This is a genomic window from Marinobacter alexandrii (assembly GCF_005871205.1).
Taxonomy (GTDB): domain Bacteria; phylum Pseudomonadota; class Gammaproteobacteria; order Pseudomonadales; family Oleiphilaceae; genus Marinobacter; species Marinobacter alexandrii.
Genome location: NZ_SWKM01000013.1, coordinates 424,990 through 446,384 on the forward strand (window position 1 = coordinate 424,990; position 21,395 = coordinate 446,384).

Sequence of the window (21,395 nt, forward strand, 5' to 3'; positions counted from 1 at the left end):
CCCGAGAATCAGCCCGGTCTCTGCGGCCTCCCACTTGCCTCTTGACGCGGGAAGTCATATCAACGCAGAAATTCACGGAAAGCATCATCAAGACTGCCCTCGTAACCCTGCAAGACGTCGCCAACGTCCGCAGCCAGGATATCGAGCAGCACAAAACTGTTAACCCCGGCATCTTCCTCCTGGGCTGCCCGCAAACGCTCACTCATACCCCTGTTCAATATCCGGAGATCTTCATAACTCGCCCGAAGACCGTCCATATTCCAATCCGCCGACCAACCATGCTGATCCCGGAGATATTGACCCACAAGGTACATTCCGAGAGCCCGGACGAGTGTTTCGTCGGCGGTACTCAGTGGCAAATGGTGGCGCGCCATCGGCCGCAGGATAGCGGTTACCGGGCAGCCGGAAAACGGGCCAATCAGCCCCATCAGCGATCCCATGGCCCTCTGTAAGGTAGTTTCGGCCCGAATTTCACGCGCCGGGGTAACCACCGTCAATTGAATCACTTCATGGGATGGACGGTGACTGGTGGCCCGTGCCGGCTCAATCAATGCCAGGGCATACGGACAGTATGTGACGCCCGTGTCGGCAAGCGGGCAATGACTGCATTGATGGTACTCAAGCCGAGCCCACTCAACCGCCTTTGGCGAGTAATTCATGTCAACAGCTTCGCTGTCCAGGCTGAGCCGATACTCCCAACGAGCCCCATCCCTAAAAGAAAAATAGTAATCGACACTGGCAGCAGACATCGCCGGAACCTCAGTCATGGATGAAAAGACCATCAAATCAGCATAGACAGAATCCCAATACGGCTTTGCAATAGCAAGTCGAAGGCTTGCTAAGGTTCGGTCGCACAATCACAACGTAACCATTTATTACAGATACGAAAATTAACATTGACAGCTGACTAGAGCCTCTATAATTGACGCAGGTCAAATTTCTAAACAAACAGATACAAAGATGCTTTAAAGAAGCCCCCAATCGAGCCGTTGACCAAAGCATTACTGTCGAGCAAGGAAAGCACCATGCCCCAGAGCAACGAAGCAAAGTCTGATCAGGAACTGCTGAATGACCGACTTGAGCAGGCCAACAGGCAACTTCTGCAATCGGAAAAGCTGGCGGCTATCGGACAGTTGGCGGCAGGGGTTGCCCACGAAATCAACAATCCCGTGGGTTACGTTTATTCGAACCTGCAAAGCCTGGAAAATTATCTGACCGATCTGTTCCGGCTGACCGACGCTGTGGACTCGGCGGAATCCCTGGACAACCTCAAGGCCATCAAGCAAAACATCGATTATGACTTTGTCCGGAGTGACCTTAAGGATTTGCTGGCTGAATCTCGGGAAGGCATCGAGCGGGTAAAAACCATCATCTCCGCCATGAAGGATTTTTCTCACATTGAAGAAGATGAATTCAAACCTGCGGACCTTCAGCGAGGCATTGAAACAACGCTCAACGTTGTCAATAACGAACTCAAGTACAAAGCTGATATTGTGAAGGAGTTTGGGGACCTACCCGAAATTGAGTGCATCATCTCCCAAGTCAACCAGGTAGTCATGAACCTGCTGGTGAATGCAGCGCATGCGATTGATGACTTCGGGACAATCAGCATTCGCACTCGACAGGAAACCGACTCCGTGGTGATTGAGGTGGAAGATACCGGCAGCGGGATTTCCCGGGAAAATATCAACCGTATCTTTGAGCCATTTTACACCACCAAGCCCATCGGCAAAGGTACCGGACTGGGCCTGTCGCTCTCGTTCAATATTATCGAAAAACACGGCGGCCAGATTGAGGTGGAAAGCACACCAGGAATAGGTACCTGCTTCCGGATCACGCTTCCGGTCAGACAGCCTCCACCAAACGGCACTGAATAACCATGAGCGATAAATTTCCCTCGTCAGAGCCGGTGGCTGAATCTCCATTACCCAGTGCAAAGCTGCTACTGGTCGACGATGAGGACAATATTCTGCGCAGTTTGCAGCGAGTGCTGCGCAAAGAACCTTACGAGTTGACCACTGCCACCTCCGGAGATCAGGCTATAGGGTTGATGGAGGAACAAGGCTTCGATCTCGTGATTTCCGATGCCCGCATGCCTGGCATGGATGGCCCAACCCTGCTGGCGACCATCAAGAAAAAGGACCCCTCGTGCATCCGTATCCTGCTGACCGGTTATGCCGATATCGATTCAACGGTCAAAGCGATTAACGACGGGCAGATCTATCGCTACATCAGCAAACCCTGGAACGACGATGAACTGCGCCTGATCATCCGACAGGCACTGGCCTTTAAACAGTCAGAACGCCGGCGACTTGCCCTTGAGAAACTGACCCGCAAGCAGAACCAGGAACTACAAGAGCTGAACTCCACGCTGGAACAAAAGGTCCGCGCACGCACTGAAGAACTCCGAGAAACCGCTGACATGCTGGACCTGGCCTATCAGGAACTCCGTAAGAACTATGTGACGACGACCGAGGTGTTCTCGTCCCTGATCGACAAGCGCCTGCCTGCCAACCGCCAGCCGAACGCCAAGGTTATAACGCTGGTCAGGGCCTTCGCCGCCTACCACAAACTGGACGAGGAAATGACCCAGAACCTGGCCATGGCGGCCGCCCTCTACAATCTGGGCAAACTCAGTTGGCCAGACGAGCTAATCACTGCCCCTTCGGATTTGCTTAGCAGGGACCAGAAGCTGGAATACTTAAAGTACCCGGTCGTTGGCGAGCAGTTGCTCATGGCCCTTGAGCCCCTTAGGGACGCCGCAAAGATCATCCGACACCATCAGGAAAAATGGAACGGCTACGGTATCCCTGATCGGCTGGAAGGCAAAGACATTCCTCTTGGAGCCCGTATTCTAAGACTGGCGGTTGATTTCATTGAACTCCAGTTTGGCCTGATTCTTGAGCGGCGTGTACCAAGGGATAACGCCATCAAGTTGATCAAGCGCTACCGGGACCGGTTGTACGACCCGGACATCGCCGACCAATTTTTGGAAATGGTAATCGAAATCGCTCCGGATGTTGACCATGAAAACCCCGATATTTTGGTACTCGACACCCTCCGCTTAAAACCGGGCATGGTAATGGCCCGCAACCTGTATGCAACGTCTGGCATGCTACTGCTGAATGAGGGCAAGGTGCTCTCCTCACTCCTGATCGACAAGCTAGCCGCATTCGAAAAAGGCGAACCGGATGGGCATCGCTACACCTTGTATGTACATCGCCCTGAAGAAGAAACGGAGACACCGACATGATCAAGATCCAATTGGTGGATGACGAAGCCAATATCCTGAGCGCGCTTCGGCGACTGCTGAAGCCCCAAGGATGGGAGGTGCATACCTACAATAACGTGGAAGCTGCGCTTGGTGGTCTGCTTGAGCATAACTACGCCGTCATTGTCTCGGATTACCAGATGCCTACTGCCGACGGCGTAACTTATCTGCAGTTTGCCAAGCAGCGCCAGCCGGACGCCATGCGTCTGGTTCTGAGTGCCCACGGTGACCGCAACTCCATGATAAAGGCCATTAACCAGGCCGAGGTTTACCGATTCCTGTCCAAGCCTTGGGACGACTACGAAGTGGTCACCGCGATCAAATCTGCGATCGACGTGTATCAGTTGAAGGTGGAGAACCAGCGGCTACGGAACCAGGTAGATACCCAGAAAGCAATGCTACGGGCCCGGGAACAGGAGTTACTGAGACTCGAGTCCGAAAATCCTGGCATCACCCGGGTCCAGAGGGATGCCGACGGATCGGTCCTCATCAGCGACAACGACTGAATAAGCGAACGCCAATGCCTGATTATCAAGCACACGACAACAAGCTGACGCTGAAAGTGGTGTTTTATGGCCCCGCTCTCAGCGGCAAAACGACCAATCTCATGCAGCTCCACTCGCTGCTAAATCCGGAGCGCAAAGGCGAGTTGATGGTGCTTGAAACCCGGGATGACCGCACTTTGTTCTTCGACATGCTGCCCATTGGGCTGCGGGGTACATCCGGGTTGGACCTGCGGCTGAAGCTATACACCGTTCCCGGGCAGGTTCAGCATGACAGTACCCGCAAAGCGGTACTATCGAGGGCCGATGGCATTGTTTTTGTCGCCGACTCTCAGCCGTCGCAACAAGACAACAACGCCATGGCATTCGGAAACCTTGAGGAGAACCTTGAAAAAGTCGGGCTCGATATCGATACATTGCCCATGGTGGTGCAGTTCAACAAGCGTGACCTCCCTGGCGTTGTGGAGGAACTCGAGCTTCAACAGCGTTGGACCTCTACCCCCTGGGCACCGCTGATGATGGCTTCCGCTCTTCAGGGCAATGGCGTGATCGAGAGTTTCAGAGCATTGCTTGACCGTCTGTACATCGCAATCAGCGACGAGTTCGCCCTGGAACATCGCCATGGCATCTTCCGGCACACTTTTATTGATGGCTTGAGCGCCTGCCATGAGGCTGATCGTGCGAAACTTTGAGGACGACCCGACCCTCCAGGATCTGCTCAGTGTCGACCAACTGGAACGGCTGAACCGGACACTCAGCAGCCTATGCCAGGCACCGGTGACCATCGCCGAACAGAAAACCACTGGTGCGATCCCTGTTGAGTTCAACCTGGAAACCGTGGCTTGGCTATCCGGCGGCCATTCTCCCGAGGAACGAAGCGCAGCCTCGGAACTGGTGTCCTTCTTGATGATGTTTGTGGCCAAGTATCGGCTCGCGGCCAACCTGCACCATGACACCACGGAAGCGAGTTATGCGGAACTCCAGCGCCAGAATGATGCTCTGAAAACCTCCGAGGCCCGCTACCGGGCCTTGTCCGACCAGCTCCAACAGAAAGTGGACGAGCAGGTCAGCGTGATTCAGCAAACCCAACAGGAGCTCTACGAAAGTGCCCGACTCAGGTCCGTCGGCCAACTGGCAGCCGGCGTAGCCCACGAAATCAACAATCCGATCGGGTTTATCAGCAGCAACCTTCGGGTTGCCAGGGATTACATTGACGACCTGAAAGATAGCCTGCCGGCTACTCCAGATCATGAGGAGCTGTTTCGAGACTTCCACGACCTGCTTTCGGAGTCTATGGATGGCACCCGGCGGATTGCCAGTATCGTTGCGGACCTGAAAACGTTTTCCAGTATCGACCAGGCCGACTACACCATGTGTAACCTGAATGACCTGTTACGCAGCTCTTCTCATCTGGTGCAAACGGAACATGGGCACCAACTAGACATCATTGAACGCCTGAACGAACTGCCACCCGTGGCAGGACACCCGTCGCGGTTGTCCCAGACATTCTTCAATCTACTCAACAACGCCGCCCAGGCACTGAGCGACAAAGATTTCGGGGATAGAAAAGGACGCATCCTGATGCAAACACAAATGGGCACAGATAGCATTCAGGTCATCGTTCAGGACAACGGCTGTGGAATACCCGACGACTGCCGAGCCCGGGTTTTCGATGCCTTCTATACCACCCGGCCGGTCGGATCTGGCACAGGACTCGGCCTGACCGTAGCCCGAGATACTGCCCATGCCCATGGTGGCGACTTGACCATCAACAGCCGTCAGGGAGCAGGTACCCGCGTCACACTCACCCTGCCGATAAAGGCCCGCTGAGGATCCACCATGTCGACACGCTACGCATCACTCTTTCACGGGCAGGAGACGGAAACCGTACCCGATACCTCACCAACAACAAAGAAAGCCCCCTACAAGCTGTTGTTGGTCGATGACGAGCCCAACATTCTGGCCTCCCTGCGCCGGGTCTTTCAGCGCGAGAGCTATGAACTGCTGTTTGCCCGAAGTGGCGAGGAAGCCCTGAAGGTGCTGGAAAAACAGTCGGTGGAACTGATTATGACCGACTTTATGATGCCCGGCATGAACGGCAGCGACCTTCTACGGGAGGTTCGGGAACGCTGGCCCGAGACAATTCGCATCATGCTGACCGGACATGCCAATACTGACGCAGTGATGGGATCGATCAAGGATGGCGCGGTGTACCGGTTCATTCTCAAACCCTGGAACGATGATGATATCCGGCTAACCATCGCGCTGGCACTGGAGCAATACGAGCTCATTCAGCGCACCCGCGCTCTGGAGCAGCAAACTCAAAAACAAAGCCGGGATCTGGATACGATCAGCAAGCTGACGGCCACAAATCGTAGCCAGCTTGCCATCCTGCTGCACAAAAAGGGCTGGCTGAATCCACAACAGATTCAGCAGTTGCACCGGGAAATGCAGAGCCAGAAGACACCCGTGGTTCGGCAGCTCCTCAAGCATGAATGGGTGAATTTCCGCAAAGTATTCGAAATGCTGCGGGATGAGATGCTGTTCGAGGAAATTGATTTACGGGAGTTTCAGCCAGACCCTAGCCTCCTGTCACTGGTGCCCCAGAAGATTTGCACCCGCCAGTTGGTCCTGCCCTTGCGCACCAACGGGCAGCGTCTGCGCCTGGCCATGGTGGACCCGATGGACATCAGCCTGATCGATGAACTTGGATTCATGACCGGCTACACGATCCATCCGCTCTTGTGTGAAACCTCACAGATGCAGGCCAAACTGGCGGAGATCTTTGGAGAAACCAGCGATCTCGATGACATTACCACCCGCGTCGGTACCGATGACCCCTATGAGGGCATCGAGATCGTGCTTGATGACGAATCAGATCAGGAATCTCTGGAGCAGTTGCTGGGCAGTTCGGAAGAGCCACCGGCTATCCGCCTGGTGAATGCCATCATCCTGGAAGCCCTGCGGTTGGGTGCCAGCGACATCCATGTGCATCCCAGAACCAAATCCCTGGTCGTTCGCTACCGGATTGATGGTGTGTTGCAGGACAAGATCCATATCCCCACCAACCTGTTAATGTCGGTGGTTTCACGCATCAAGGTTATGGCAGAGCTGGATATCACCGAACGGCGCAAACCTCAGGACGGCCGGATTACCGTCAAGACACCGATGAAGATCGTGGACCTGCGAATTTCCACACTGCCGACCATCAATGGCGAGAAAGTAGTGATGCGGGTACTGGAGCGGCAGTCATCAGCCCAGTCCCTGGCAGATATGGGGCTCTCCGAACACAATCTTAAACGCCTTATGCATGTAGTGGCGAAGCCACAGGGCATCATCCTGGCGACAGGTCCAACGGGTAGCGGCAAGACCACCACCCTGTATGCCCTGCTGCAACACAACGCCTCACCGGAACGAAACTACGTCACTATTGAAGATCCGGTTGAATTCCATGTGGATATGGCGGGGCAAGTGCCGGTAAAGGAACGCATCGGGCTCAATTTTGCCAGCGTACTGCGAGCTATCCTTCGCCAGGATCCGGATGTGATTCTGCTGGGCGAGATCCGAGATGAAGAAACCGCCGATGTGGCTTTTCACGCCGCCATGACCGGACACCTGGTGTACTCCACCCTGCACACCAGCTCCGCTGCCACCACCGTCGCCCGGCTATTGGACCTTGACCTCAAACCTTTCGTGCTGGCGTCGGCCCTGGAAGCGATCATAGCCCAGCGACTGGTTCGCCGGATTTGCAAATATTGTAGAGAAGAGATTCCGGCCCCGACCGATGCCCTCAATCAGCTAGGTCCCCAGTTCATGAATCCGAATCTCACCTTCTATCACGGCAAGGGCTGTGAGAAATGCCACAAGGGTTACAAAGGTCGTGTGGCCATTCATGAAGTTCTTACTATGAATGCCGACTTACGCATTGCCATCACCGAGGGCGCCAGTGCGATGCAGATCGAAGCCATTGCCCGGGAACAGGGTATGAAGGTACTGCTGGACGATGCCCTGGAGAAACTGAAAGACGGGCTGACCACCGCCGACGAAATTCTTCGCCTGCTTGGTCCTCAGGTGCTGAATGGTTAACAGCCGTAACCTCGAACTGTTCTGGCTCTGTCTGATACTTGCGTTAGCGATTTCGCTGGTGTGTGTGGGTGGCGTCATTCTAATAGATGCTGCCATGGAGACCTCGGGAATCAGCGGGTTAGCTTACCTTCGACCGAGCGGCGGCCTACTCGCGATCAGTCTCGGCAGCGCCTTGTTGGCAATATTATTCCGACTACCAAGGACAGCGACCTGGCTGGCGCTGCTGGCAATAATCCTGCCACTGCTGCCGACCGCGGCGAGCCTCACACTCGACGAAACCGGCCTCAAAGCGACCGCAATCCCACTCGCCGTGCTGCCGACGGTTGTCTGCATCGGCGTCAGCATGCTGGCTGCCATCCACCTCGCCCGGGGCTGGCTGGTCGGGCTTTGTGCGGCACCGGTGGTATTCGTTATAGGCTTGCTGTCGCTGCTCTCCCAGTGGTGGCCGGGGCTCAAGGCCTTCAGCCTTGCACATGCCGCAGAAATGAACGTGATGGTCAGTCCCCTGGTGATACTGACCAGCCTGATCCTCCCGTTTCTGTTTCTGGCCTATCGTCGGGAAAGACCCGCCTTATCTGCCAGCCTCATCGTGGTGGGAACCCTGGGCATTCTGTTAACTACAGTCACCTGGCACATTTTGCGTGCCAACCATAACGCCGACCTGCAGCAACGCGCGAAGACACTGGCATCGCAACTCTCGGCCGCCGGCAACTCGGCACTCGAAAACAAGCTCGCGCTCATCGTGCGGCTGGCCGAGCGCTGGGAGTTATTAAACGCTGTCCCGGACAAAGTCTTCTGGCAACAGGAGGTCGACAGTTACCTTCGGGATTTCCCGGATCTGCGTCTGATTGCCATTCTGGACCCCAGGCATAGGCCGGTCAGACTTGAAGCGAGAACGGTAGATTACCGCATCTGGCTGCACAGCTTCATGAGCCAGCCCCAGACACCAGGCTGGTTAAACCATACCGTGTCGACCAATGCCCCCCACCTCAGCCAACCTCTGCTCGACCATGACCAACGGCCTCACGCCGCCATCGCCGTTCCGGTTTCAGTAGAGTTCGGCATGTCCTGGCTGGTGATTGCGGTCCTTGACGTGCACACGATATACGAGCAATTGACCCAGCATGCCACGGGCGATCTCGAAGTCAGGATCGAAACCAATGGAATGCAACTGTTTGATTCCGCTCCGGGCATTTATGCCAGTGATGAAATAACACTGGACACACAAACCATGGAGTCTCACCACAACAGTCCGTGGCGGGTCAGCGTATATGCGCCCAGGAATTCTCTGCCACCAGGCGAGCTCTACCTGCCGCCTCTGGTGCTGTTTACCGGTTTGGGTTTGAGCTTTCTGGTGATGCTCACCCAGTTGTTCTGGCGCGAGTCAGAGCGGCGTTCCAGGACGCTGGAAAGCTTGAACGAAACCCTGAGCTTCCATCTGGACGAGGAGCGTGGACTGCGTAACATCAACGAAAAGATCATGATGTTTTCGCGAGACCTTCTGTGTTCAATCAGTTCTGAAGGTCATATCCTCAGTATCAGCCCAGCCTCCGAAGCAGTGCTAGGTTACCGCCCCGAGGAGTTACAAAGCAGCCACAGCGAGCTATTGATCTTGCCAGAAGACCGCGAACTCACTGCTGAAACGGTCCGAAAATTGGCGGTCGGTGACGGAAAACCGGCCAGCTTCCGAACCCGTCTGCGTCACAAGGACGGACATACTGTGACGGTATCCTGGACTGCGGAATGGTCCATTGACGATAAGGCACTGTTCTGTGTCGGCCGTGACATCACCGAGGAGCTGGTTGCAGAAACCTTGACGCGGGAGCGCAACCAGTTTTTCTCGCTGTCTCCGGACATGTTCTGCATCGTCGACCTGGACAGCCTGTTTTTTGAGGTGAATCAGACCTTCATTGAGACACTCGGGTATGAACGGGAGCAACTCCTGGGGCGTTCTTACATGGATCTCATCCATCAGGAGGATCGTCTAGCCGTCCTCGATTCCGTACGTTTACTGACCGAAGGCATTGATGTCGATGACCTGAACATTCGTGCTCTGGATCGTGAAGGCAAGGAACACTGGCTTCAGATTAACGCTACCCTGAGCGATGACAACCTCATTTACGTCGCCGCCCGCGACACCACTGACGCCCGGGTAATCCAGGAAAAGCTCCGGAGCAACGAAGCACTTCTGAAAATGGCAGAGAAGGCTGCCCGGATTGGAGCCTGGATACTCAATGTGGACGCCGGGAACCTCATCTGGTCCGATGTTATTTTCGATATCCACGAACTTCCCCGTGATCACCCTCCCTCCCAAAAAGAAGCCCTGACCTTCTACACCCCAGCCTCTCGAAAAATCATCCTCCGGGCCGTCCAAAATTGCATTCGGTACGGTATTCCGTTTGATGAGGAAGTCCAGATCACGACCACAACCGGCTGCCTGCGCTGGGTCCGAGTTATCGGCCATGCGGTGAAGGGCAATAACGACACCATTAAACATCTGCAGGGCGCCTTTCAAGACGTTACGCCGTCAAAAATGGCGTCAGAGCAGATACGGCAATTTGCGGAACGTCAAGCCACTATCTTTGAGAGCATCACGGACGCTTTCTTCACCGTGGACCGGAACTGGCGATTCATCAACATCAACCGACGTTCGGAAGAGTTGCTGGAAAAATCACGCGAAGAGTTACTTGGGCGCAGCTTGTGGGAAATGTTTCCGGAAGCCCTCGGCACGGAGTTCGAACACTATTACCGGCACGCCATGGAGACCAGTGAATCGTGCTCATTCGAGGCGTATTACGAACCACTTGATCACTGGCTGGAAGTCAGTGCCTATCCATCGGAAGAAGGGCTCTCTGTATATTACCGGAGCATCCGTGAGCGTAAGGAAGCCCAGTGGAAGCTGGAGGCCACCATGGCCGAGCTGGAGCGCAGCAACCATGAGCTTCAGGATTTTGCCTTTGTCGCTTCCCACGACCTGCAGGAGCCACTAAGAAAAATCCAGGCCTTCTCCGACCGCCTTATCAGCAAATCCGACCGGCTGGAAGATCAGGAAAAGGACTATCTACGCCGAATGCAGTCTGCCGCCGGGCGCATGCAGGCGCTGATTCAAGACCTGTTGGCCTACTCCCGGGTAACCACCAAGGCGCGGCCACTGGTTCGCTGTGACCTAAATCAGGTCCTGGACGAAGTGTTACAGGACATGGAAACCTCGCTCGTGCGGGAACAGGCCACCATAAAGACCAGTCCCTTGCCAGAGGTCGAAGGTGATCCGATGCAGTTACGCCAGGTACTGCAAAACTTGATAAGCAACGCCATAAAATTTCGCAAACCGGAGCAGAATCCAGTCGTTTTAGTCTACCCTGAGGATATAACTGCCGGTGGTTGGACACTGGTGGTCAACGATGACGGCATTGGCTTTGATCCGCGCCATGCCGGCAAATTGTTCCAACCCTTCCAGAGGTTACACCACAGACGGGATTATGCCGGCACAGGGATTGGTCTGGCCATTGTCAAGAAAATCCTCGACCGACACGGCGCCGGCATCTCTGCGGAGAGTGAACCTAATGCCGGCACCCGGTTCAGAATCCGGTTCAACCGGTAACAGACAGGAGGTCTTCAGCACTATGCCAGCCCCCCAATTCACCCCGTTAGTAATGGTCGCCGACGATGACCCCGACGACCAGCTCATGATCCGGGATGCCTTCGAAGAGTGCTGGGCCGAGTGCAAGCTCTGCTTTGTTCACGATGGCGTTGAGCTTTTGACCCACCTCAAAAATACCGGCAGTGGAGCCGGACAACGCCGCCCCGACTTGATTCTGCTCGACCTTAACATGCCTCGGAAGGACGGCCGGCAAACTCTGGCAGACATCAAGTCGAGCCCGGATTTCAAGTCTATCCCCACCGTGATGCTGACGACGTCGCAAAATGAGGATGATATCGCAAGCTGTTACGATCTCGGCGCCAACTCTTACATTGTAAAACCCACACGCTATGCAGATTTACTGGACGTTGCCAAATCTCTGAAGCATTACTGGGTGAATACCGTTGAACTCCCTTAAACAAGCACGAACGACATGACAAAGACTGACCCTGAACTGCGCATCCTCCTCATTGAGGACGATGAAGACGACTACCTGATTACCCGTGACCTGCTTGAGGAGGCTTCACCGGTCAGAACCCTGTTGGAATGGCAAACCACGGCGGAGCGGGGTATCAGCGCGCTATGTAACGGGCACTACGATGCGGCGCTGATCGACTTGCGCCTGGGCCCGGATTCCGGTCTGGACGTGATTCGACAGGCTCAGGCTTATGGTATCAGTACCCCCTACATTCTCTTGACCGGACAGGGTGATAAAGAGCTCGATATAAAAGCCGTGGAGCTCGGCGCCTCAGATTACCTGGTCAAGGACCAACTTGACGGTCATACACTGATCCGCAGCATCCGGTACGCCATTGACCGGGCCATGGCCACAGAACACCTCGTCAACAGCGAAGCCTACTACCGCCAACTGTTCGAGAATAACCCGGCACCTATGGTGCTCGCAGATCCGGAATCCGGGCACCTCCGGGCCATGAACCAGTCGGCGCGAACCCTGTACCAACACAGTGAAGAAAACGTCAGCGAACTGACGCTGACCGACCTGAAGTCCGAGGCCCCGGAGCCGATCAACAGTGAGGGTGTGCTTCTGTCTCAGGGTGCGGTTCTGGAAAGACACGAGACCCGCGACGGCACCTCTCTGCTAATCGAAGTGGTGAGCCGGGAGATTACGGTTAACCGTAGCCCGTCGCAGCTCCTGATACTAAGCAACGTGACGGAGAAAATAAAAAGCAACCGGCAACTACGGCTGCTAAAACGCAGCATCGAGTCCAGCTACAATGGCATTTCCATCGCTGATGCGCGCGAACCAGACATGCCAGTGATTTATGTAAACCCGGCTTTCGAACGCATCACCGGGTACTCCCCGGAAGAATGCATCGGCCGCAATTGTCGGTTCCTGCAGGGCGACTCCTTTGACCCAACCAATGAGCAGGCACTGGCGGACATTCGTCAGGGACTCCGTGATGGCACAGATATCTCCGTGGTACTGCGCAACTTCCGGAAGGATGGCTCCCCGTTCTGGAATGACCTGTACCTGGCACCGGTCCGCGACGATCAGGGCGAAACCACCCACTTTATTGGTATTCAGAACGATATCTCCGAGCGAAAATCCGTAGAAAACCAGCTGGCTTTCAATGTCAGCCACGATGTCCTAACTGGGCTCCCAAACCGCACGCTGCTTGAGGACCGCCTCACCCAAGGCTGCCAGTTCGCCAAGCGGTATGGCCGCACACTGGGACTGCTGTTTGTGGACCTCGACGGTTTCAAGCTGATTAACGACTCCATGGGGCACCGGCTGGGTGACCAGCTACTAATCGACGTAGGCCAGCGCCTAAAATCCATCATTCGCTCAGGCGATACGGTGGCCCGCATCAGTGGCGATGAGTTTATCGTCGTTCTGCCTGATCTGGCCCAAGCCAACGACGTGGTCATGATCGTCGAGAAAATCATTCACAACTTATCCAATCCCTACCACATCAGTGACCAAGTCCTCCGCCTGACCGCCAGCATCGGCATTACCATAACTGATGGCAAAACTGATGATCCGATGGCGCTGCTGCAGCAGGCAGACTTGGCCATGTACCGCGCAAAACAGCTGGGCAAAAATACCTATCAATGGTTTTCAAAGGATCTGAATGATCAAGCGAATTTCCGAGTGAAACTGCGTAACGATCTGCAGGACGCGCTTGAGAACCAGCAACTGACAGTTTATTTCCAGCCAATAATTGATGCCCGCTCAGGAAAAACCCGGTCCGTTGAGGCTCTGGTTCGCTGGGAACACCCGCAGCAGGGGCTGATGTCCCCCGGAGACTTTATCCCCCTGGCAGAGGAAACCGGACAGATCATCGAGCTGGGGCGACAAGTCCTAAACCAGGCCTGCCAGGCGCTGGTAAAACTGCATGCCCGTGGATTTCGTGAGTGCTCAGTTGCCGTTAATGTGTCGCCCATCCAGCTTCGCAAGGATGGTTTCACCGACTCCGTTGCCGCCGCCCTGAAAGCTACCGGCCTGGCACCCCAGTTCCTGGAGCTGGAAGTCGTTGAGTCGGTGATACTTTATGACACCGATACGATTGTCAAGACCTTGCAGGAACTCCGAGCACTCGGCGTCCGCATTGCCATTGATGACTTTGGCACCGGTTTTTCCAGCTTGAGCTACATCAAGCTGTTACCGGCCAACAAGATCAAGATTGACCGCTCGTTTATTAAGGACGTAATCAAGAATCGCAGCGATGCCGCCATCACTCAGGGCGTCATTTCTATGGCACACCACCTGAATCTGGAGGTCGTTGCCGAGGGTGTGGAAACAGAGGCGCACGCGACTTTCCTCCGCAAACAGCAGTGCGATTTACTGCAAGGGTTCGCCTTTTCCAGACCGATACCCTTCGAAGCTCTGTTGAAGTTCCTGGAAGCTGGCAGCAGTGCTTACGAACTTGTATTGAAACAGAGCAATAGTGAGGAAGATCGCCCCACCCTGTTGTTACTCGATGACGAGGAAAACATTCTCCGTGCACTTACACGGATTCTACGACGGGACGGGTATCGCATTCTCTCAACCACCAGTATTCCAGAGGCGTTTAATTTACTGGCAGAGAACAACGTCCAGGTGATCATCTCGGATCAGCGGATGCCGGAAATGTCAGGTACCGACTTTTTAAGCCAGGTTAAAACCATCCACCCCAATACCGTTCGCATCGTACTGTCTGGTTATACCGACCTGAAGTCAGTCACCGATGCCATTAACGAGGGCGCCATCTACAAATTCCTCACCAAGCCGTGGGATGACAAGCAGATCCGTGAGCACATCCAGCAGGCCTTTCAGTACTATGCAGCCATTCAAGGGTAACCTCGCGGTGTGGAATCTATACCGAATTCTAGTGACACCACAAATAGGTGCGATAAGCTGTCGCCATTGTCATGATCAGGACATCAGCGGCTTCTCGTACTGGCGAATCAGGAAGCCGATCAGGGCATCTTCATCCAACGGGTAGCTGAACAGGTTGCCCTGACACTGGGCGCAACCTGAAGACTTGAGGAAGGCAAGTTGCTGCGGTGTTTCCACCCCTTCGGCCACGACCGTCAGGTGCAGCTTGCGCGCCAGGGCGATGACCGCCGAGGCAACATCAGTGGCGCTGACATTGTAGGGAATATCGCGAATGAAACGATGATCGATCTTGACCACGTCCAGCGGAAGTTGCTGCAGCGACACCAGTGAGCAGGAGCCAGTGCCGAAATCGTCCAGAATCAGGCACACGCCCAGATCGTGCAGGGATGTTAACAGCTCCCGCAGGGCTCTGGGGTCTTCATTCAACAGCTCGGCCGGCATTTCCAGTTCCAGACGTTCTGGCGACACTCCGGTCTCGGTAATTACCTGCCGTATCATGTCCAGGAACCCGGCGTCGGTGAGCTGCCGGACCGAAAGGTTAATGGCCATCTTCAGGGACTCGAAACCGGCCCGTTCCAGCGCCTGAACCTGAATACAGGCCTGGCGCATAGCCAGTTCCCCGAGCTGGAGAATCAGGCCGGTTTCCTCGGCCAGGCCAATAAACTGCTGCGCCGAAACCAGCCCCTTTTCCGGATGATGCCAGCGCAGAAACGCCTCAACGCCAATCACCCGTTCGGTGACCAGATCCAATTTCGGCTGGTAATGCAAGACAAAACGATCGCCTTCCAGCGCTGCTGCCAACTCTTCCTGCTGTAGCAGACGGCGCGCAGCCTGGATATTCATGGCCGGCGTGAAGAACTGGTAGGTATTGCGGCCCATTTCCTTAGCCCGGTACATGGCCAGGTCCGCGTATTTCATCAGGGTCCCGGAATCCTCACTGTCCTGTGGAATCATGGTAATACCGATACTGACGGTAATCCCAACCTCATGCTCACTCAGCCGGACACGCTGGCAAAGCCGGTGCAGTATCGTCTCCGCCACCTTGCTGGCCGCCTCCGATTCGCCAACCCGAGACAGCAGCACAACGAATTCATCGCCGCCCAGACGGGCTACTGAATCTTCCTCGCGGACACAGCCGTGCAACCATTCGGCAACCTGTCGCAACAGCTCATCGCCAGCATCATGCCCTAGGGTGTCGTTGATCCGCTTGAAGCCGTCCAGGTCCAGGAACATCAGCGCGGCGGGCTCACCACTGCGCCGGCAACGACGCACGGCATGATCAAGCCGATCCCGGAACAGCTGGCGATTCGGCAGCCCCGTCAATGGATCATAAAACGCCAGTCGGTGCAGCTCTGTCTGGGCCGCCTTCAGCTGCGTCAGATCGCGCAAACTGAGCACCACGCCATTCACGCCGGGCACCGAGAGCATGGCGGTAAAGGTACAATCCATGTCGCGCCAACGCCCTTCTGAATCACGGATCCGGGCCCGAATGACTGATTGCTGCTGCCCGGGAGCACCGATGGCATCCTCGAAGCCTTGCTGTAATTTCGGCCAGTCGTCGACATGCACCAGGGATTCGAATTTAAGCGACGCAATCTCGCCCGGATCGAAGCCCAGAATTTCGTCGCTGGAGGGGCTGGCGTAGGAAGCCCTGCCTGTCCGGTCCAGCACGAGGGTCACGCTCGCGGCACCCTCGGTGATCGCCCGATAGCGCCCGGCACTGATCTGCGCCATCAGGCGCGACCGGATCAACGCCAACACAAACAGGAACAGCAGGACGCTGATGACAATACCGCTGCCCAACACGATGGGTGGGCGCGGGTCCGAGGCCAAAAAATCAAAGGCGGGGGTGGACCGGGTCTGAAGCAGCCATTTCCGGCCACCAGCGTTCAGAGCCTGACTCATCTGGAAACTGAAGTCGTTATCCAGGGAACCCAGATTCGAGCCGTACATCAGATTGTCCCGGCTAACTACTCCGTCGTCGTAGATACGGACATCGAGAAAGGGCGAAATGAGCCCGACAATGCCATCAATCAGATTGTTCATCCGGAACGCGCTGAAAACGAATCCGGCCAGCATCATCCGCCGCTCATTACGAAGCTCCGGCACCGCTCCGCCCTGGTACACCGGATAGTACATCAGGAAACTGGCCTGATCTTCGGCAACTTCCTCCTGAATCAGCACCACCTTGGCCGTAACCGTCGGTTTTGCTTCGTCCCGCGCCAGCTCCATGGCCCTGCGATGGACTGGATCGCTGAAGGCATCATAACCCAAAGCGCGGTGGTTACGGTCGGTGCCAGGCTCCAGATACACCATCGGGTAGTAGTATGGACCGGTGCCCAGCGGACTGACCAGGTAATTGTAGACACCTTCCTTTCGCACCGAGGATATGTGGTCAGCCATTTGCCGGACGCCGATTCGCTTGACGTACCCGATCCCCTGGATACCGGGGTAATAGCGATCGATGTCGACCTTGTCGACATAAACGCGCCAGTCGTCACGGGAAACATCGCCGGCCACAGAGAACAGGCCAGCGCTCCCCGCCAGCACCTGTTCGTAGTTCAGCAGACGTTCTTCAATGGCAGTTTTAAGCTGGAGGGACTGGGTGCGGAAACGGGCCTGGGTGCGCTCGTCGACCAAGTGGATCGACACCTGCCAAAGCAGAACGGTGACGCCGAGCACGACAAAGAAAACCAGCCAGGCAATCCATGCGTGACGAAATTGCAGCAGCTGTCGTAGAGGAAGATCCTTTCTGTTCATCATCTGATCTGGTCCGTTCCATGGCCATGATTTTGTTGGGGTTACGCCAGTATAACAAAAGCCCCCGGGTGTGTCGTTTTTGACAACACCCGGGGGCTTTGAGTTCACCACTCAGTGAACGAAGGCGATGGTGACGGGCCAAAGGCCCGGAGGTTCAGGGCTTCATCACAAGGTATACCGCCCGTCCCTGACGGATCACCCGCACCGACACCGCCCGATCTTTCGGGAGCGCCTCGACAACCTCGCGAAACTCTTTGATCGATGTGACCTTTTCCCGATTGATCTCGGTAATCACATCGCGCGGACGAATGCCGGCCTCGAAGGCGGGCCCGCGGGCGATATCGGACACCACCACGCCACCGTCAATGCCGAGGGAGTCGACGAGTTCAGCCGGGAGGGGCTCGACGATCATCCCCAGTGGGGCCGACGATGAATCCCCCCGGCTATCCGCCGGCGCGGCCTTCTGCTCGCCACCCTGCTCCGGCAACTTGCCGATTTCGACATCCAGCTTAATCTCTTCGCCGCCGCGCAGCACCGTAAGCTGGGCGGTTTCTCCAATGGGTGTTCTGCCGACCATCGGTGGCAGATCAGACGACAACTGCACGTCCTCGCCGTCATAAGCCAGCACGATATCGCCCGACTGCAGGCCAGCCTGCTGTGCCGGAGAGCCCTCCATCACTTCGGCCACCAGCGCGCCCCGGGGTCGCTTGAGACCAAAGGATTCGGCCAGGTCACGATTGACCTCCTGGATCAACACCCCAAGCCAGCCCCGCGCCACGGTGCCATTATCGCGAATCTGCCGAAACACATTCATGGCGTCATCGATGGGAATGGCAAACGAAACCCCCATGAAACCACCGGACCGGGTATAGATCTGGGAGTTGATACCGATCACGTCGCCATCGAGGTTGAACAGCGGACCACCGGAATTACCGGGGTTGATGGCAACATCAGTCTGAATGAACGGAACGTAGTTCTCGGTCGGCAGCGACCGACCAAGGGCGCTGACAATACCGGCCGTTACGGTATAGTCGAATCCGAAAGGCGAACCAATCGCGAACACCCACTCGCCCACCTTGAGGTCGCGGGAACGGCCAATCCGCACCACCGGCAGGTCATCACCGTCTTCGATCTTCAGTACTGCCATATCCGAGCGCGGATCGGTCCCTACCAGCTTGGCCGGCAGCTCGCGACGATCGTTCAGGCGCACGATGATTTCATCAGCCCCTTCCACCACGTGGTTGTTGGTGAGGACGTAGCCATCCCGGGACACAATGAAACCCGAACCCATGGAGCGGCGAGGCTGGGACTTACCCGGCCCACCACCAAAGGGTGACTGGGGACCACGGAAGAAATCCTGGAAGAACTCGGGCAGCTGTTCGAACTGCTCCTGATCAAACGGGGTGCCATCGAAGCCCTTGAAACGCTGCGAGCCGCTCTTGGGAGCGCTAGTGGTGGCGATATTGACCACTGCACTGGAGTTTTCCTCCACCAGTTCGGTGAAATCGGGCAAGCTGGCAGCAGCGACACCCTGACTCCAGAAAACCGAAACCATGACGGACAGCATCAGCAGAGCACAGAATCCTCTCCACACCCGGTTGGCAGGTGCAGGATAAGCGGCCTCTGTCAGTATTGTCGGCATGTTGTTCTCCCTTAGATTTATGTCATCACACTAATTTTTTAGGGTCGACGAAGCGTTTTTCAACTTAAAAAACGGTAGGGTTTTAGTACAGATCAGGCCCACTGCTCGGTGGCAATGCGGTTTACCCGAAGCAGATGCGGCTGGTAACGGTCACCCCGACCAGTCTGAAGTCGTCGGCCAATCCAGAAACCTGCGGCCAGTCCAGTCACCGCCCCCGCAATAGCCCCAGCATCCATGCCACCTGACAACCGGTGGCCGGCGATACTCGCCAGCACCATGAGCAACAGCGGCAAAGCATAGACCATCAGCGAAGCGGACAGCAGGGCCTGCTCATCAATACCGAGGGTCACCTCGTCACCAACCTGGGCGCTCACCGTGTTGTGGACCAGCACTTGATTGGCGCGTCCGCCGGAGGCAGATGCCAGCACCCGCTGACCGCAGCCACTGCGGGCCGAGCAATTTTCACAGGCGCTTTGGCGAATGGTTTGAACCCAGGCCTGCTCACCTTTGAGTGCGATTACGGTTCCGGTTTCAGTAATCATGAATCGTCCGAATGGAGTGCCAGTGCATCGTCAACACGCACCGATTCCGCCACCTTACGTGCGGTCGTGGGCGGAACCTCGCCCACCACGGTCACCAGGAACCTGGCATTGCCGGCATCAAGCTCGCGCATGTATACGGTAGTGGCGCCGATACGGGATGCACCGACGGGCATCCTGACCGCACCCTCCAGTTCAACGAACACAGAAAATGCCGCCACGCCGTCGGAAAACGCTACAGCCCGCCCTGGACCGGAGCGCGGCGCTGCGGCCGGCACAAACCCGGGCGGTCGCCACCCCAGGTCCCAGCCATTCATGACGGAGCTCTGAACCGGCTGCGGGGCTGGCACATCATCGAGGTTGTGGGTCACTTCGCGACCCTTGGTCTGGATCTCGAACTCACTTTCGGCAAGATCATCCGTTATTTCCAGACTGGTGAACTGGAAATTCTCCAGGACCTTGCCACCGGGCTCGCCCACATGACTCTTGACCAACAGACCACTGGTTTTCTCGAGCCAGAGGCGATGGTTGTATCGGTGGGGATCTTTGGCGGTTAACGCGATGATCACTGAGTCATAGCCGGCGACACGATCTTCGCCGACCAACTCGGCCTTGTACCAGCGGCTAACCGGCACCAGTTCGTTGGCGTAGGCCTCGGCAAATGGACCGGATGGAATTACCTGATCCAGCCGAACCTCTCCTTGCTGGGGCAACACGCACACCACGTTCATGCCCTTGCGGACAATCTCACCATCGCCACCATCCTGCAGAACCAGGCGTTCGTGGACCATGCCGTCTACGAACCGATGCGCAATACGCATGGAATGCACCCGGTCACCTCGGGCGTACACGAACACGCCCCGGTAGGAAGTCATATTCAGCGCCGGTCCGAGGCGCTCCAGCCACTGGCTAGCCTGGCCTGGTTCTCTCGCCGCCAGCGGACTGGCAACCAGCAGCACCAATGCCGCGGCAGCCATAAGATGACGCCAGCCTCGATACAGAAGACCGACCCTCCACTTAGACGAACTGAACCTGAAAACTAACATCAGTAACCGCTACCCGTCGCACTCACGAGGCGGGCGTAACCCACCGATCCGCGACCGGCGCCAACACTGTTATGCTGGGCATGCTCCAGTAGGTACCGACTCATGTGTTCCCACTGTTCCTGATCGAGCCCCTGCAACGCCACTTCGTCCACCGGTTGCTCGGCGGCTGAATTGTTCGGTTCGGCGCTTGCCACCGTTGTGTCGGCCTTGGTGTCAGCCGATTCCCAACCGGCACCGGCACCAAAGCCCACCAGCAGCGCCATGGTTACCATGGCAACGGCTGGCCATTGCCAGCGAGCTGCCGACCTGGGCTCTGCCGGATCCGACTCGCTGATGCGCCGTGGCCGGCCATCCAGGACCTCCCGAACTGCCCCACTGACATCAACGCCCTCAGCCAACGAGTGGTTCTTGTGCATCAACCCCCGCACCTGCTGCCAACGCTGCCACTGGTCGCAAACTTCGTCCTGCCGGCTGTGTGAAAGCAGTCGACGAACCGACAACTCGTCGGCTTCATCGTCCATCATGGCGGAAAGTGTTTCTCTGAGACGATCATCCATCGGATGCACCC

At 56.3% G+C, this 21,395-nt stretch carries 15 protein-coding genes; 9 read left to right on the forward strand and 6 right to left on the reverse strand.

Annotated elements, in window-relative coordinates:
* Positions 1-59: 59 nt before the first annotated feature.
* Positions 60-767, reverse strand: a complete 708-nt coding sequence (locus FCS96_RS12935) for a DUF6901 family protein (protein WP_138440790.1) — start codon at positions 765-767, stop codon at positions 60-62.
* A 258-nt stretch (positions 768-1,025) separates the two neighbouring features.
* Between FCS96_RS12935 and FCS96_RS12940 the strand changes: the two genes are divergently transcribed.
* The 9 genes from FCS96_RS12940 to FCS96_RS12980 are packed head-to-tail and all read left to right on the forward strand — an operon-like array spanning position 1,026 to position 14,801.
* Positions 1,026-1,877 carry an ATP-binding protein gene (locus tag FCS96_RS12940; RefSeq protein ID WP_138440791.1) on the forward strand — a complete coding sequence of 284 codons (852 nt, stop codon included), beginning with the start codon at positions 1,026-1,028 and terminating at the stop codon, positions 1,875-1,877.
* Positions 1,878-1,879: 2 nt separating this feature from the next.
* On the forward strand, positions 1,880-3,253 hold the full coding sequence (locus tag FCS96_RS12945) for an HD domain-containing phosphohydrolase (RefSeq protein WP_138440792.1): 1,374 nt from the start codon (positions 1,880-1,882) through the stop codon (positions 3,251-3,253).
* Positions 3,250-3,777, forward strand: a complete 528-nt coding sequence (locus FCS96_RS12950) for a response regulator (RefSeq protein WP_138440793.1) — start codon at positions 3,250-3,252, stop codon at positions 3,775-3,777. The genes FCS96_RS12945 and FCS96_RS12950 overlap by 4 nt, the downstream gene beginning before the upstream one ends.
* Before the next feature lie 14 nt (positions 3,778-3,791).
* On the forward strand, positions 3,792-4,466 hold the full coding sequence (locus FCS96_RS12955) for a GTP-binding protein (protein WP_138440794.1): 675 nt from the start codon (positions 3,792-3,794) through the stop codon (positions 4,464-4,466).
* Complete coding sequence (locus FCS96_RS12960) at positions 4,453-5,604, forward strand: sensor histidine kinase (RefSeq protein ID WP_138440795.1); 1,152 nt, start codon at positions 4,453-4,455, stop codon at positions 5,602-5,604. The genes FCS96_RS12955 and FCS96_RS12960 overlap by 14 nt, the downstream gene beginning before the upstream one ends.
* Before the next feature lie 9 nt (positions 5,605-5,613).
* Positions 5,614-7,860: an ATPase, T2SS/T4P/T4SS family gene (locus FCS96_RS12965; RefSeq protein WP_138440796.1), complete on the forward strand. Its 2,247-nt coding sequence runs from the start codon at positions 5,614-5,616 to the stop codon at positions 7,858-7,860.
* On the forward strand, positions 7,853-11,461 hold the full coding sequence (locus tag FCS96_RS12970) for a PAS domain-containing sensor histidine kinase (protein WP_138440797.1): 3,609 nt from the start codon (positions 7,853-7,855) through the stop codon (positions 11,459-11,461). The genes FCS96_RS12965 and FCS96_RS12970 overlap by 8 nt, the downstream gene beginning before the upstream one ends.
* A 22-nt stretch (positions 11,462-11,483) precedes the next feature.
* The gene (locus tag FCS96_RS12975; RefSeq protein WP_138440798.1) at positions 11,484-11,918 is read left to right on the forward strand and encodes a response regulator; all 435 of its coding nucleotides are present in this window, start codon (positions 11,484-11,486) and stop codon (positions 11,916-11,918) included.
* Positions 11,919-11,933: 15 nt separating this feature from the next.
* Positions 11,934-14,801, forward strand: a complete 2,868-nt coding sequence (locus FCS96_RS12980) for an EAL domain-containing protein (protein ID WP_138440799.1) — start codon at positions 11,934-11,936, stop codon at positions 14,799-14,801.
* A gap of 75 nt (positions 14,802-14,876) precedes the next feature.
* Here FCS96_RS12980 and FCS96_RS12985 read toward each other — a convergent pair whose 3' ends face one another.
* The 5 genes from FCS96_RS12985 to FCS96_RS13005 all read right to left on the reverse strand — a co-directional run bounded on the left by FCS96_RS12985 (position 14,877) and on the right by FCS96_RS13005 (position 21,384).
* Positions 14,877-17,603, reverse strand: a complete 2,727-nt coding sequence (locus FCS96_RS12985) for a bifunctional diguanylate cyclase/phosphodiesterase (RefSeq protein ID WP_138440800.1) — start codon at positions 17,601-17,603, stop codon at positions 14,877-14,879.
* Positions 17,604-17,754: 151 nt separating this feature from the next.
* Positions 17,755-19,242 carry a DegQ family serine endoprotease gene (locus FCS96_RS12990; RefSeq protein WP_138440801.1) on the reverse strand — a complete coding sequence of 496 codons (1,488 nt, stop codon included), beginning with the start codon at positions 19,240-19,242 and terminating at the stop codon, positions 17,755-17,757.
* Between the two features lie 92 nt (positions 19,243-19,334).
* Positions 19,335-19,784: a SoxR reducing system RseC family protein gene (locus FCS96_RS12995; protein WP_138440802.1), complete on the reverse strand. Its 450-nt coding sequence runs from the start codon at positions 19,782-19,784 to the stop codon at positions 19,335-19,337.
* Positions 19,781-20,758 carry a MucB/RseB C-terminal domain-containing protein gene (locus tag FCS96_RS13000; RefSeq protein ID WP_138440803.1) on the reverse strand — a complete coding sequence of 326 codons (978 nt, stop codon included), beginning with the start codon at positions 20,756-20,758 and terminating at the stop codon, positions 19,781-19,783. The genes FCS96_RS12995 and FCS96_RS13000 overlap by 4 nt, the downstream gene beginning before the upstream one ends.
* 68 nt (positions 20,759-20,826) lie before the next feature.
* On the reverse strand, positions 20,827-21,384 hold the full coding sequence (locus FCS96_RS13005) for a sigma-E factor negative regulatory protein (protein WP_138440804.1): 558 nt from the start codon (positions 21,382-21,384) through the stop codon (positions 20,827-20,829).
* Between the last annotated feature and the right edge of the window lie 11 nt (positions 21,385-21,395).

Excerpts from the sequence above, each read along its gene's own strand:
- FCS96_RS12935 (WP_138440790.1), bottom strand. The coding sequence starts at position 767 with ATGACTGAGGTTCCGGCGATGTCTGCTGCCAGTGTCGATTACTATTTT.
- FCS96_RS12940 (WP_138440791.1), top strand. The coding sequence starts at position 1,026 with ATGCCCCAGAGCAACGAAGCAAAGTCTGATCAGGAACTGCTGAATGAC.
- FCS96_RS12945 (WP_138440792.1), top strand. The coding sequence starts at position 1,880 with ATGAGCGATAAATTTCCCTCGTCAGAGCCGGTGGCTGAATCTCCATTA.
- FCS96_RS12950 (WP_138440793.1), top strand. The coding sequence starts at position 3,250 with ATGATCAAGATCCAATTGGTGGATGACGAAGCCAATATCCTGAGCGCG.
- FCS96_RS12955 (WP_138440794.1), top strand. The coding sequence starts at position 3,792 with ATGCCTGATTATCAAGCACACGACAACAAGCTGACGCTGAAAGTGGTG.
- FCS96_RS12965 (WP_138440796.1), top strand. The coding sequence starts at position 5,614 with ATGTCGACACGCTACGCATCACTCTTTCACGGGCAGGAGACGGAAACC.
- FCS96_RS12970 (WP_138440797.1), top strand. The coding sequence starts at position 7,853 with ATGGTTAACAGCCGTAACCTCGAACTGTTCTGGCTCTGTCTGATACTT.
- FCS96_RS12975 (WP_138440798.1), top strand. The coding sequence starts at position 11,484 with ATGCCAGCCCCCCAATTCACCCCGTTAGTAATGGTCGCCGACGATGAC.
- FCS96_RS12980 (WP_138440799.1), top strand. The coding sequence starts at position 11,934 with ATGACAAAGACTGACCCTGAACTGCGCATCCTCCTCATTGAGGACGAT.
- FCS96_RS12985 (WP_138440800.1), bottom strand. The coding sequence starts at position 17,603 with ATGATGAACAGAAAGGATCTTCCTCTACGACAGCTGCTGCAATTTCGT.
- FCS96_RS12990 (WP_138440801.1), bottom strand. The coding sequence starts at position 19,242 with ATGCCGACAATACTGACAGAGGCCGCTTATCCTGCACCTGCCAACCGG.
- FCS96_RS12995 (WP_138440802.1), bottom strand. The coding sequence starts at position 19,784 with ATGATTACTGAAACCGGAACCGTAATCGCACTCAAAGGTGAGCAGGCC.
- FCS96_RS13000 (WP_138440803.1), bottom strand. The coding sequence starts at position 20,758 with ATGGCTGCCGCGGCATTGGTGCTGCTGGTTGCCAGTCCGCTGGCGGCG.
- FCS96_RS13005 (WP_138440804.1), bottom strand. The coding sequence starts at position 21,384 with ATGGATGATCGTCTCAGAGAAACACTTTCCGCCATGATGGACGATGAA.